Below are 12,060 nucleotides of genomic sequence, written 5' to 3' on the forward strand. Positions count from 1 at the left end.
GGGCGGGGTAAGGGCGGGGACGCCGTCGGCTCGCCTACGATGTCCTCGTGGCAGGACTGATCAGGCGCGAGGACATCGACACCGTGCGGGAGCGCGCCAGGATTGAGGACGTCGTCGGGGAGCAGGTGACCCTCAGGAGCGCTGGGGTGGGCTCGCTCAAGGGCCTGTGCCCGTTCCACGACGAGCGGACTCCTTCCTTCCACGTGCGTCCCCAGCTGGGCTACTGGCACTGCTTCGGCTGTGGTGAGGGCGGGGACGTCATCACCTTCGTCCAGAGGATCAACCACCTGGGCTTCGCCGAGGCCGTGGAGTACCTGGCGGACCGGTACGGGGTCCAGCTGCGCTACGAGGAGGGGGGACAGGTACGTCGGGGTGTGGAGCCTGGGACCCGACAGCGCCTCATGGATGCCAACCGTCTGGCAGAGTCCTGGTTCCAGGACCAGCTGGCGACTGCTGAGGCCCAGGTAGCGCGTGACTTCCTCACCTCGCGTGGTTTTGACCGCCGTGCTGCGACACACTTCGGGGTTGGCTACGCCCCGGCCGGGTGGGACAACCTGGCCCGTCACCTGCGTGCAGCCGGCTATACCGAGGCTGAGCTGGTGGACTCCGGCCTGTGCAGCCGCGGCGGTCAGGACGGCTCCCGCGTCTACGACCGTTTCCGGGGCAGGCTCGTGTGGCCCGTCCGCGACATCACCGGGGCCACGGTGGGCTTCGGCGCCCGGCGTCTGTCCGAGGACGACCAGGGACCCAAGTACCTCAACACCCCTGAGACCGCCGTGTTCCACAAGAGCCAGGTGCTCTACGGCCTTGACCTGGCCAGGCGAGAGGTGGCGAGGTCTCACCAGATTGTCGTGGTCGAGGGCTACACCGACGTCATGGCCGCCCACCTGTCCGGGGTGAGGACCGCCGTGGCCACCTGTGGTACGGCCTTCGGCGCCGACCACGTCCGCACGGTGCGTCGCCTGCTAGGCGATATCGACGACCCGGCCGCCGGTGTCGTGACCGGCCAGGGGCGTGCCGCCCGTGGAGGTGAGGTGATCTTCACTTTCGACGGTGATGCGGCCGGACAGAAGGCGGCACTTCGTGCCTACGCTGAGGACCAGCGCTTCGCCACCCAGACCTTTGTTGCCGTGGACCCGGAGGGGGCAGACCCCTGCGACCTGCGTATGCGCGAGGGCGACCAGGGTATTCCACGCCTGCTGGCGCGCAGGGTGCCCTTGTTCGAGTTTGTGATCCGGGCTTCGCTGGCTGACCTCAACCTGGATCTTCCCGAGGCCCGGATCAGGGGCTGCGTGCGGCCGCTCCCGTGGTCGCGGGTATCCGGGACCGTGCGCTGCGGCGTGAGTACACGCGGAGGCTGGCAGGATGGCTGGGACTGCCCGACGGCGAGGTGGTTCATGCTGTCCAGGCGGCGGAGAGGCAGCGGCCGCCCGGGAGCACCCACCGGCAGTGGCGCGCCGACGGCCAGCAGGCTCACGCACCAGCATCGTCCCGTGACGCCGCGTCCTTTGGCCGGGGGCTGCCGCCAGTTAGCGACCCTGTGGAGCGTCTTGAGCGAGAGGCCCTGGCGCTCATTATTCAGCAGCCTCAGGCCGCAGCCGGTGCCGGTGCCGACGACATCGGTGCGGACTCCTTCAGCCAGCTCACCCATAAGGCCGTCTACGAGGCAGTGGCGGCCGCGGGCGGGACTGCTGAGGTCCTGGCGCTGGAGGAGCGGGCTCGGCAGGCGGGAGCGGCGGCTGGGCAGGCGGCCCACCGTGCTACGCTGCGCTGGATCGAGCAGGTTCGGGCCGGCGCTGTGGGACTTGTCGATGCCGCGCTCACCGAGCTGGCAGTAGTGCCGTTGCCTCTGCCCACGGTGCGGGGCAAGGACGGTGAGGTGGACTCCTACGCCCTTCAGCGTTACGCCAGGGAAGTTCTCGGCTCGGTCGAGGTGATGGGGATCAACCGGCGGCTGGCCGAGCTGCGCTCGCGGCACCGTCGCCTGTCGGTCGATCAGGAGGGCTACCGGGAGGTCCTTACCGAGATCACGTCTCTGGAGCAGCGGCGTATGCAGGTGCGGCGAGGCTCGTAGGCGTCGGTCACGACACGGCAACGGGCTTGACGGGGAGGCGGACTGGACGGTCTTCCTCCCGTCAGGCATAATTTGAGCGCACGCCGCGCAGCCACAAGCGTATCCGTGTTGGTCGAGACCGTTGGGGAAGGCGAATCTCGAACCAACAAGGAGGCGTTACTTATGGTCGGTGCCTACACCCGCGGTGTTCTTTTCGTGCACTCTGCGCCTAGGGCACTGTGCCCCCATGTCGAGTGGGCAGCGGCTGAGGTCATTGGGTCACGAGTGCACCTGGACTGGACGGAGCAGCCTGCCGCCCCGGGCATGATGCGTGCCGAGACAAGCTGGGTTGGCCCAGTAGGCACAGGGACGACCCTCACGTCGGCACTGCGAGGCTGGGCGAACCTGCGCTATGAGGTGACAGAGGAGGCCAGCGCGGGGACGGATGGCGGACGCTGGTCGCACACGCCCGACCTGGGGATCTTTCACGCCCAGACCGACGTTCACGGCAACGTCGTGGTGCCGGAGGACCGAATCCGTGCCGCCCTGATCCATGCGGCTGACCCTGAGCGCATGCGTCGCGAGCTGGACCTGGCCCTGGGCCAGGCCTGGGACGACGAGCTGGAGCCCTTCCGCTACGCCGGGGCGGGTGCTCCGGTGCGCTGGCTGCACCGCGTGGGCTGACCTCTGGCGGCTGCTAGCGGTTCCTTCCTAGTTGGAACCGGGGCAGTGCGACTGGGACGAAGGAGGCGGGGTGCCTAGAGTCCCTGAGCGCGGAGCTCCTTCATGGCCTGCGCCCGGTTCTTGCGGTCCAGACGGTCCAGGTAGAGGTGACCGTCCAGGTGGTCCAGCTCGTGCTGGATGCATCGGGCCATGAGCTCCTCGCCCTCCACCACAACCTTCTGGCCGTCCAGGTCAACACCCTCAGCCTTGGCATACCAGGCACGCCGGGTGGGGTACCACAGGCCGGGCACGGACAGGCACCCCTCCTCGCCATCCTGGTCCTTGTCCTGCGAGATCTCGACGAGCTGAGGGTTGAGGACATAGCCGATGTCCCCCTCGATGTTCCAGGAGAATGCCCTCAAGCTGACACCGATCTGGTTGGCTGCCAGGCCTGCGCGCCCGTCCGCGTCGACGGTCTCCAGCAGGTCCTCCACCAGGGACCTCACTGGCGCGTTAAAGTCAGTGATCCAGTCACACTGGGTGCGTAGCACAGGGTCGCCGATCAGGCGGATGTCGCGGTAAGCCATGGGCACATCCTCGCACGACTCCGGCACGGTCCCGTATCCGGCGGGCTTTGGTACCTGGTCGGGCCGACGGACGCTGCCCGTGGGGTGAAAGTGAAGAGCGTGTCAGCCTAAGACGCCTTGGCGCGGCGTCCCTGTGCCCGAGACGCGTTACGCGACGTCGTTGCCGCATAACTGCGTGCCTGCTGCTGGAGGGCAGACCCTGCCACGACTTGTGGTTGGCTGGAAGTCGCGCGCGCAGTTCTGCCTGCGCAACTAGCCAGGCCGCGCAAGATCGTCCTCAACGCGTGGGGCCTGGCCACCGGTGTGCCGGTGCAGTGGCTGGAGACGGGGGAGGAGCCGGTTCCCGCCCCCGGGGACGACGGAGCCCCGGCCGGTGCGGGCCGGGGCTCGGGCGGGCTCCCGCGGCTGGACTCGAACCAGCAACCGTCCGGTTGCCACACAGGAGTCATCAGGGCTATCCCCAGACTCGTCCCGCTGCCCGGACGGGCCGCCCCGCTGCCCGCCGCAGCCTGACCGATACCTAGGTCTCATGAGCGCCACAATCTCCCAAAGTCACACACGCACCAGCAGACACAGGGGTAGCACTACAGGTGAGCGCCGGACGCCTCCCCGCAGGCCCCGGGTGCCGCACCTCAGAGTCGTGGGAGGCACGGACGTCCCCGGTCCCGCAGCGGGAGACCAGGAGACACCCATGACCACCTGGACCGAGGCCATCGAGGCATGGACCACCGCCATGAGAGCCGCCGGACGGTCCCCGGGCACCATCCGCGTCTACACCAACCACATGCGCCGCGTACAGGAAGCCGTACCCGCAGGCCCAGCCCAGGCCACCACCGCAGACCTACGACGCGTCCTCGCCGAGGGCGCCTGGGCGCCCGAGACAAGGAAGTCCGTACGCTCAGCCATCACCAGCTTCTACAAGTGGCTGGCCGACGAAGGCCTCACCGACAAGGACCCCTCCACGCGCCTGCCCTCCGTCTCCGTGCCAACCGCAGTAGCCCGCCCCACCCCGGAGGACGTCGTCACCCACGCCCTGGAGACCGCCGACCCGAGAGTACGCGCCATGATCATGCTCGGCGCCTACGCAGGACTCAGGTGCGCCGAGATAGCCACCGTCCACTCCACCAACTGGGACGGACAGGGCCTCTACGTCACCGGCAAGGGCGGCAGGCAGCGCTACGTGCCCGTCGTCCGAGACGACCTGCGCGCACTCCTGCACCAGGCCCAGGGCTGGCTCTTCCCCGGGAAGGTGGACGGCCACATCAGCCCCGGCTGGGTCTGCAAGCTCGTTAGCCGAGCCCTCCCACCAGGGTGGACCGCCCACACCCTGCGCCACCGCTGCGCCACCAAGATGTTCGCAGGCACCCGCGACCTCCTGTCCGTGGGCGCCGTCCTGGGCCACGCCCGCCCCGAGACCACCCAGCGCTACGTCCGCCTGCCCGACGACGCCCTGCGCAACGCCGTCACCGCAGCCGCATAGCAGCGCATACCCCTGCCCCGTTGCAGGACGATTACAGACCACACATACGGTCACGCGCCGCCTCGCGTGGTGGCAGGCTTCTCACGCCAAGATCCCTAACTTCCACAGCGAGGCCGCCGTGACATCCCCTCCCACCTTTCCTCCCCCCGCTCCTAATCCCCAGCCGCCTGAACCGCGACAGACCGGCCAGCCATACCCACCACCCGAGCTGCCCCCAGGCGCCAGGTGGAAGGGGACCCGCCGCACCGTCGTCGGCTGGGTACTAGTCGTGCTAGGAGCGCTGGCCGCATGCGGCGGCGCCGTTGGAAACTACGACCCCGAGGACGGCAACCCCCTACCAGGCGGGCTGCTGCTCATAGCAGCAGGGGCGGGTCTTATCTGGTGGGGCCGCAGGCTCAAGGAGAGACGCATCGTGGTCCTCCCCAGGAGCCGACAGCCGAAGCAGCCTCGCAAGCAGGAGGCGCCAGTACCGACCATAAGTGCCAGGCCAGCCGAGCAGCCAGCATCACAGCCCCAGAACCAACCAGACGCCTCGGTGCCTCTAAGCCGCCCTGTGGTACCGACACCAGCCCCCGCTGACACCATCCGGCCAACAGCCCCACCCCAGGCGCCTCCCGAGCCCACCCCCAGAGGAAAGATCCCAATGTTCGGACGCAAGAAGAAGATCGCCCAACTGGAGCAGCAGCTCGCCACGGGCAGCCAGGCCTACGCTGCCGCGCAGCAGGAGATAGCCCGCCTGACCGCCGAGACCCATCGACTGCTCAAAGAGCGGGACGACCTGCGGACCTTCTTCGACACCCACGGCGGCCGAGAGGTATGGGAGCACGACACCGAGCTGGACAAGGTCCGCAAGCAGATCCAGGACGGCCGCGACGATATCCAGGCCCAGAAGGACACCATCGAGGCCCTCAAGCACATCTACGAGGAGAAGAAGGCCGAGGCCGAGCGCAACCACGAGGAGGCACTCAGAAGCCTCAGGCAGAAGGACGCCGAGACCGAGCGGAAGCACCAGGACACAGTCAACCGGCTCAGGAAGGAGGAGGCAGACCTCAAAGAGCAGATCCGCCCACTGCGGATCAGGGTGCTGGAGGACAAGGCCGGGCTGGAGATGTTCAACCACCCAGCCGAGGACTCCATAGCCCTGGGCGTGGAGCTGGACAGCGTCCGCAAGCGGATCTCAGCGCTCGTCCGCTCCCAGTCCGTCGTCACCAGCCTCGACGCCACCGAGATCCCCCAGACCAAGACGTCCCGCCAGCGGCTCGCCAAGGACACCGCACGCCTGGTCCTGAGAGCCTTCAACGCCGAGGTACAGAACATCATCACCTCAGCCACCGCAGCCAACTACGAGACCAGCGTCAGCAAGATCCACAAGGCAGCAGACGCCATCGCAAAGCTCGGGAAGGACTCCGGAACCACGATCAGCCCCGCCTACGTCGAGCTGCGCCTGCGCGAGCTCAAGCTCGCCGTTGACCACCTCAAGGCCAAGAAACTAGAACGCGAAATCGAGCGCGAGCACAGGGCAGAGATGCGTGAGCAGGCCAAGGCGGAGCGAGAGCTAGAGGCAGAGCGCGAGCGCCTGGAGAAGGAGAAGCAGCACTACCTCAACGTCCTCAAGGTCGTGGAGACCCAGGGTGACGAGGAGGAGGCAGCACGCCTCCAGGAGGAGATCGTCTCCATCGAGAAGGGCATCAACGACGTTGACTACCGGGTGGCCAACATCCGCGCGGGGTACGTCTACGTCATCTCCAACATCGGCTCCTTCGGGGGGCGCATGGTCAAGATCGGCATGACCCGGCGCGTGGACCCCATGGACCGGGTCAAGGAGCTCGGCGACGCCTCGGTCCCATTCGGGTTCGACGTCCACGCCCTGTTCTTCGCCGAGGACGCCGTGGACGTGGAGAACCGCCTCCACCACTACTTCGCGGAGAGACGCGTCAACCGTGTCAACACCCGCCGCGAGTTCTTCTACGCCACCCCCGCCGAGGTCCGCGACGCCCTGACCAAGATCGCGGGCAACCTCCTGGAGTTCACCGAGAAACCGGTGGCGGACCAGTACCGGCAGAGCCTCCAGATCGCCGCTAGCACGACGCAGGAGAAGGAGGACCCTGCCAGCCAGGCACCATGAGCCGCACCAGCAGGAGCGGGTGGGACTGCTCTTAAAGAGAAGGCCCGGGCCGGGGAGAGCACCCCTGGCCCGGGCCTTCTGTGTGTACAGCAAAAGACCCCCGGCAGCCTGTGCGGCGCAGGGGGTCTACTGCGTACCGAGCACGACGCGGAAAGTACCGAGAACCGTCCTGGTAGAATCGTCTACGTGAGGTCCCGCTACCAACGTGCCTCACGTAATCACTGGACTAACTCGTCAGGAGGATCGTGAACGATAACTATGCCATGTTTGCTCTTGTGGTGGGAGAGATGATCAACTCTCCTGAACCTACGGTAGCAGTGCTTCTGCTGCTGCTCATACTGTTGTGGCGAGTGTCGTCAGTCACAACACCGTGGCTGTCGATCAGGTTCCGCGACTAGGCGCGACAAGAACAAAAGAGGCCCCTCGCCCACCAGGAGCGTGGTAGGCGAGGGGCCTCTCTCTGTGCGGCGGGTCTACAGGGTGGTGTCCACGGGGGACTCCAGGCCGTCGACGAGGACGGACAGGCTGGTGTGCTCGGGTGGTACCCACTCCGGGCGTGCAGCCCAGGTGAGCGTGGACTCCAGGGTGGACAGGTCGGCCTCCCACACGCCGGTGGGTGAGGACGGCCCCGTGGACTGGAGTATGCGTCCGCCGCCGAGGTAGATCGCTGTGTGGTACACGTTGCCGAAGTACGGGCGCAGGCTGCGCGCCCGTACCCGCTCCCACGTGGACTCGGGGTCGTGCTGGGAGAAGAACAGGACGTCCCCGGTGCGCAGAGTGGTGGTGTCCTCGACCAGCCAGAGGCGGCCGCGCCGCCAGAAGTGGTGAGCGCACCTGTGAGCCTGCCAGATAGGCGCCCGGTGGGGCTCCAGCCCGAGGGGTGAGTACCAGCCAGTCCGCTTGTTGACGTCCTGGACGTAGGTGGTGGACTGGTACTCCCAGCCAGCGAGGACCATGCCCACCAGGTGGGAGCAGGTGATCGGCATGGGTGTCGTCGTGGTCGAGTGGACCGGGGTGGGTGACAGGCCCGGCCCCCTGCGGGTGGCGTCCCACACCAGGGACGTGCCGCCCTCGTCCATGAACGTCCTGGCACGGTGGACCATGTCGGTCACGGCAGCGGTGTGCGCCGCCGGGGCGGGCTGGTGGGCAGGCCGATGGGCACGGCCCACCTCTCGTCCCCGTGGGCACCGAGGTCAGGGCCACCGGCCCCGGCGGCAGGTCGTGCCTGACCTCCCAGGTCATGCCCCGCCGTCGGTCGCGGACCCCCACCCCGCAGTCACCGCAGTGAAATGGCGTCCAGACAGGTCCATGAGGTCGGAGACGTTCCACAGGTCCTCCACCACCGGCGCCCCCGGCTCGGCCTGGTCGGCCGCCCCGGGTATCGGGTGACGAGCGACAGGTCCGGGGTGCCCGCAGGGAGGGGTTCCTCGGCAGGCAGCCTGAGGACCACCGGGGCGGCCTGCGGGGCGGCTCCACCTGCTCCACGGTCGTGGTCACCCGGTAGGTGCCCCGGCGACGGCCACCTCACCAGTCACGGCCGCCGGGGCGGCCGCAGTACCCGTACCAGTAGTAGTCACTGTCCTGTCTCCTCCAGCACCAGCAGGCGCCGCTCCACCCGGGCCTGCCAGTCGTCGTCGTCCACCACGTGCAGCTCCAGGCGCTGGCCGATCTCGTCCAGCCGCCTGGCAGTGACCTCCTGGGTGTGGAGCAGGATGTCCACGCCCTGCATGATCCGGTCCAGGTCGTCACGCAGGTGGGTGTTGTGGTTGTTGCTGATGCCCTCACGGGCGGCCTCGGACGAGGCGGCCGCGCGCTCAGCAGACGCGGCCGCCTCGTCGAGCTTGCGGTCCTGGCGGGAGGAGCGGGTCAGCAGCCCGGCCACGGCGCCGATGATCGCCGCTAGCCCGCTGGTGACCGCAGTGACCCATAGCGGGTCGCGCCACACCGGGTGCAGCACTTCAGCCGCCGCCGCTGCTGCCAGCAGCTCCACCGGGCTCAGTCCTCCACCACCGGCAGGACATCGGCACCGCCGCCGCGCACCTGGGCGACGTCGGCCGACACCGGGTCAGCCAGGCTGGTCAGCACGCTGATGACCACGGCGGTACCGGTGACCCCCAGCGCGGAGGCCCAGTCCACGTCGGTCAGGACCGTGCCCGTGGTCATCAGGGCCAGCATCGCCTGAGCCCCCGTCTTGAGCCCACGCTCCAGGACACCAGCCCAGAAGCTCCCCTCGCGTAAACAGACATTATTTTCTCCTTTTCTCTAGGCGCCCCTGGTTATCTCTAACTCAGGGGCGCTTATCTCTGCGCTTATCTCTGTGGTCGCACGAGTCGCGACCGGGGTGGTGCTCATGCACACCTCATGTACACGTCATGCACATGAGGTGTGCATGACGTGTACATGAGGGAATTCAGCCGCCCAGGCGGCCCGCGCGCAGGCGGGTCTGGAGAGCTGCCGTGGTGTCACCGTCGATCCGGGTACCCGCAGGCAGCCGCAGGTAGGCGCGCAGCGCCCTGGCAGTCGCAGGCCCAGCGATGCCGTCCGCATCGACCCTCAGGACCCCCTGAAGTGCCGCCATGGTCACGGACCCCTTCGGGGACCGGACGAGCTCCCAGGAGTCGCGCTTGCAGGAGATCAGCGTCCCGTCAGTCTTGCGGGCCTGGTCCTGGGAGGAGATGATCCCGTCGCGGGCCGACAGTCCCAGGACGGTCTGGAGGGCCAGGGTCGTGGAGGCCCCCCAGATGCGGTCCACTATCAGCGCGCCGCGCCTGTCGAAGCCCGACTGGGTGTCAACCTTTGGCGCGTTGGTGGCGGCGGTGCCGTCGTATGCGGGCCGGACGATGGCGCATACGCTGCTGCCCCTGGCCCGCCTGTAGACGCCACCGCCGTTGGACTGCGAACCAACCGACCCCTTCGACGTGTTTCCCTCAATCGTCTGGTACCCGCCGCGGATACGCTTCTCGATCAGGCCAACATGGTCTGCCACACCGTCGGCGTTCCAGTCGAAGAAAATCATGTCGCCGGGCTGACCGTTGCCGGTAGCGACACTGCGGCCAGCGCGCTGGCCCGCCTGGATGCCGTAGGGGCAGTACGCAAAATGACCCCCCGGCGGGGTCATCTCCACCTGCTCCAGCACCCAGGACACGAACATCGCGCAGTAGGGCACTCCAGTGGTACCGAAGTAGGCGCCGAACAGGGAGGCGTACCACCGCCCGTACTTCGTGCCAGCCTCAGGATCAGCCCACCGGGTGTAGCCGATCTCCCCGGCGGCCACGCGAAGCGCGTCACTGGCCCGGGCCATAGTCGATCACCTCCACCTCGGCGATATCGGCCGGACCGTCCGCAAAAGCGGGCTGGTCCCCGGCAACCAGGTGGACGGCCTCCGGGTCATCCAGGTGCACAGGCACAGGACCCGCGACGCCTTTGATTTCTGTGTCTGCCATCAGGCAGGCTCCTTCCTCTGAGAGGGCGTGGGTAAGGGACTGCCCCCGTCACCGTGACCGGTGCGGGGGCAGGGACTGAGAACCGGGAGCAGGGAGGGCTACATCTCCTTCAGGGAGAACGCGCCGCGAATAACTCGCACCCTCCCTGACGTGAGGAGCTGTCGGGCGCGAAGCTGGACCACGTCACCGGCCTGCAGGTACAGCGGGATGCTCCCGATAGGCATCCCGACCTGCGCCGTCGTGGAGACGATCAGCGACGTGAAGTGCTGCGGCCCCGCGCCGGTGGCCCCGTTGACAGCAGCACCGACGTCCACGCGCGCGGTGTCCGACGACGACGCGCTGACCAGCAGGTACCCGCCGACCTCGTAGAGGCTCGTCCGAGGGGGGATGAACGCGGTGCCTCCCTTCATGCCCCCACGGACCCTGATGCCGCTGCCCCCACCAGGCACGAGGGCCGACCACTGCCCAGTGGTCAGCCCGTAGTCGATGTCGCCCGTCATCACACCGGCAGCGGACTCACGGACGTAGCGCCACACGGACCCGTCCCAGACCCCTATAGCCTCCCAGTCCGTGCGCCACACGTAGACAGGGTGCTCCGCGTCCACGGGTATCCCTCCGCCGTCAGGGACGCCACGTACCGGGTCGCCTCAGCCAGCGACGAGACCGTCCGGATCGACGGGATAGACGCGGACAGGTCGAGTATCGACTGGCGGGAGGCGGGGTCGGTGCCTGCGGGCACTGTGTGGCCCGGACGTCGGTGTAGCTCACAGGTCCTCCTCGTAGGAATCAGTGTCATCAGCGGTCATGGCCTCAACGAGCTCCATGACCTCGACCATGAGGTGCTCGTGCCAGAACACGTGGCCTGCGACGTCGGCGACCACGGTCCCGCACAGGGGGCACACCGACCAGCCGCCGCTCACCTGGCCACCTCGTAGGTAAGTGTTAGTGCCATGGACCCGCCCAGGCCGCTGACTCCCCCGTAGCCGCTGCCGACCAGGGCCAGGCCGGTCCCGGCGAGGAGGCCCTCAGCCAGGGGGGTGACGTCAGCGACGGCGGGGGTGGTGCCCGTGACCGTGGCGGTGACCGTGGGGCCGGTGGGGGAGGGGCCGGTACTGGTGCGCTCGGCCGCCTGGACGACGACGTCAAGGTGGGCGCGGGACCCGTTGCCGACCAGGACCAGGTCCGCACTGGTGACCCGGGCAGCCTCCAGGGAGGTGACGGCGCGCCCGTAGTCGGCCAGGCCGGCGAGCGGGCCGGAGGCGCCCTGGGAGCCCTGGTAGAGGTCCGAGCGGCCGCCGTAGCGGTCGAGGTTCCACTGGTCCCACCCACGGTCGTCGCGCCACGTCCCCGTCCACGACGGGGTGACGGTGGTGGTGAACACGGTCGGCTCCGCCTGCGGGGCCTCGGCCTCCAGTGCGCCCACGGGGGCGGGCGCGGGGCCGAGGACGTGGACGGGGCGTCCCGTAGCGGTGTCCATGAGGACGTAGGCGGTCTGGACCCCGGTCCACACAGACGCGGTCGCTGGTAGGGGGACCGGGTCGGAGCCAAGGACACTGACCGAGACCGTGGTCCCGCCCCCGGAGACCCCGGACACCACGCCGACCACAGTGGCTGACCGGTCCGCCCCCGCCCGGGGCACCGGGTCGGTGGGGACGCTGTCGAGCAGGTCAAGGACACGCACCGCTACCACCCCCTCGTCCTCTCGCGGC

At 68.4% G+C, this 12,060-nt stretch carries 11 protein-coding genes and 2 pseudogenes; 4 read left to right on the forward strand and 9 right to left on the reverse strand.

Annotation, left to right across the window (positions count from 1 at the left end):
• Positions 1-47 precede the first annotated feature (47 nt).
• A pseudogene (dnaG, locus tag D5R93_RS05625) lies at positions 48-2,074 on the forward strand (DNA primase).
• Between the two features lie 162 nt (positions 2,075-2,236).
• On the forward strand, positions 2,237-2,737 hold the full coding sequence (locus D5R93_RS05630) for a DUF3145 domain-containing protein (protein ID WP_119834945.1): 501 nt from the start codon (positions 2,237-2,239) through the stop codon (positions 2,735-2,737).
• 74 nt (positions 2,738-2,811) lie between these two features.
• On the opposite strand, the gene def is transcribed toward D5R93_RS05630, so the two are convergent.
• A complete protein-coding gene (def, locus tag D5R93_RS05635; RefSeq protein WP_119834946.1) occupies positions 2,812-3,303 on the reverse strand; it encodes a peptide deformylase in 492 nt (163 codons plus the stop codon).
• Between the two features lie 691 nt (positions 3,304-3,994).
• Between def and D5R93_RS05640 the strand changes: the two genes are divergently transcribed.
• The gene (locus tag D5R93_RS05640; protein ID WP_162933844.1) at positions 3,995-4,783 is read left to right on the forward strand and encodes a tyrosine-type recombinase/integrase; all 789 of its coding nucleotides are present in this window, start codon (positions 3,995-3,997) and stop codon (positions 4,781-4,783) included.
• A 643-nt stretch (positions 4,784-5,426) separates the two neighbouring features.
• On the forward strand, positions 5,427-6,908 hold the full coding sequence (locus D5R93_RS05645; RefSeq protein ID WP_243106978.1) for an SNIPE associated domain-containing protein: 1,482 nt from the start codon (positions 5,427-5,429) through the stop codon (positions 6,906-6,908).
• Between the two features lie 473 nt (positions 6,909-7,381).
• On the opposite strand, the gene D5R93_RS05650 is transcribed toward D5R93_RS05645, so the two are convergent.
• The 8 genes and pseudogenes from D5R93_RS05650 to D5R93_RS05675 all read right to left on the reverse strand — a co-directional run bounded on the left by D5R93_RS05650 (position 7,382) and on the right by D5R93_RS05675 (position 12,041).
• Positions 7,382-8,020, reverse strand: coding sequence for an NlpC/P60 family protein (locus D5R93_RS05650; protein WP_162933845.1), 639 nt, complete (start codon positions 8,018-8,020; stop codon positions 7,382-7,384).
• Positions 8,021-8,481: 461 nt separating this feature from the next.
• A complete protein-coding gene (locus D5R93_RS05655) occupies positions 8,482-8,898 on the reverse strand; it encodes a hypothetical protein (RefSeq protein WP_120204244.1) in 417 nt (138 codons plus the stop codon).
• A gap of 5 nt (positions 8,899-8,903) precedes the next feature.
• Positions 8,904-9,122 (reverse strand): annotated as a pseudogene (locus tag D5R93_RS05660) (holin); the annotation flags it as partial.
• A 196-nt stretch (positions 9,123-9,318) separates the two neighbouring features.
• Positions 9,319-10,209 carry a CHAP domain-containing protein gene (locus D5R93_RS05665; RefSeq protein WP_120204249.1) on the reverse strand — a complete coding sequence of 297 codons (891 nt, stop codon included), beginning with the start codon at positions 10,207-10,209 and terminating at the stop codon, positions 9,319-9,321.
• Positions 10,193-10,351 carry a hypothetical protein gene (locus tag D5R93_RS13185; RefSeq protein ID WP_162933846.1) on the reverse strand — a complete coding sequence of 53 codons (159 nt, stop codon included), beginning with the start codon at positions 10,349-10,351 and terminating at the stop codon, positions 10,193-10,195. The genes D5R93_RS05665 and D5R93_RS13185 overlap by 17 nt, the downstream gene beginning before the upstream one ends.
• A gap of 98 nt (positions 10,352-10,449) precedes the next feature.
• Positions 10,450-10,956 (reverse strand): hypothetical protein, encoded by a 507-nt coding sequence (locus tag D5R93_RS05670; RefSeq protein WP_120204252.1) that lies wholly within the window; start codon positions 10,954-10,956, stop codon positions 10,450-10,452.
• A gap of 159 nt (positions 10,957-11,115) precedes the next feature.
• Positions 11,116-11,271 (reverse strand): hypothetical protein, encoded by a 156-nt coding sequence (locus D5R93_RS13190; protein ID WP_162933847.1) that lies wholly within the window; start codon positions 11,269-11,271, stop codon positions 11,116-11,118.
• Positions 11,268-12,041, reverse strand: a complete 774-nt coding sequence (locus D5R93_RS05675) for a hypothetical protein (RefSeq protein ID WP_120204255.1) — start codon at positions 12,039-12,041, stop codon at positions 11,268-11,270. Before D5R93_RS05675 ends, D5R93_RS13190 begins: the two co-directional genes overlap by 4 nt.
• Positions 12,042-12,060: the final 19 nt, after the last annotated feature.

This window comes from Actinomyces lilanjuaniae (genome assembly GCF_003606385.1).
Taxonomy (GTDB): Bacteria; Actinomycetota; Actinomycetes; order Actinomycetales; family Actinomycetaceae; genus Actinomyces; species Actinomyces lilanjuaniae.

What these genes read in the sequence shown, in the direction of transcription:
- D5R93_RS05640 (WP_162933844.1), top strand. Translation starts at nt 3,995, where the DNA reads ATGACCACCTGGACCGAGGCCATCGAGGCATGGACCACCGCCATGAGA.
- D5R93_RS13185 (WP_162933846.1), bottom strand. Translation starts at nt 10,351, where the DNA reads ATGGCAGACACAGAAATCAAAGGCGTCGCGGGTCCTGTGCCTGTGCAC.
- def (WP_119834946.1), bottom strand. Translation starts at nt 3,303, where the DNA reads ATGGCTTACCGCGACATCCGCCTGATCGGCGACCCTGTGCTACGCACC.
- D5R93_RS05630 (WP_119834945.1), top strand. Translation starts at nt 2,237, where the DNA reads ATGGTCGGTGCCTACACCCGCGGTGTTCTTTTCGTGCACTCTGCGCCT.
- D5R93_RS05665 (WP_120204249.1), bottom strand. Translation starts at nt 10,209, where the DNA reads ATGGCCCGGGCCAGTGACGCGCTTCGCGTGGCCGCCGGGGAGATCGGC.
- D5R93_RS05645 (WP_243106978.1), top strand. Translation starts at nt 5,427, where the DNA reads ATGTTCGGACGCAAGAAGAAGATCGCCCAACTGGAGCAGCAGCTCGCC.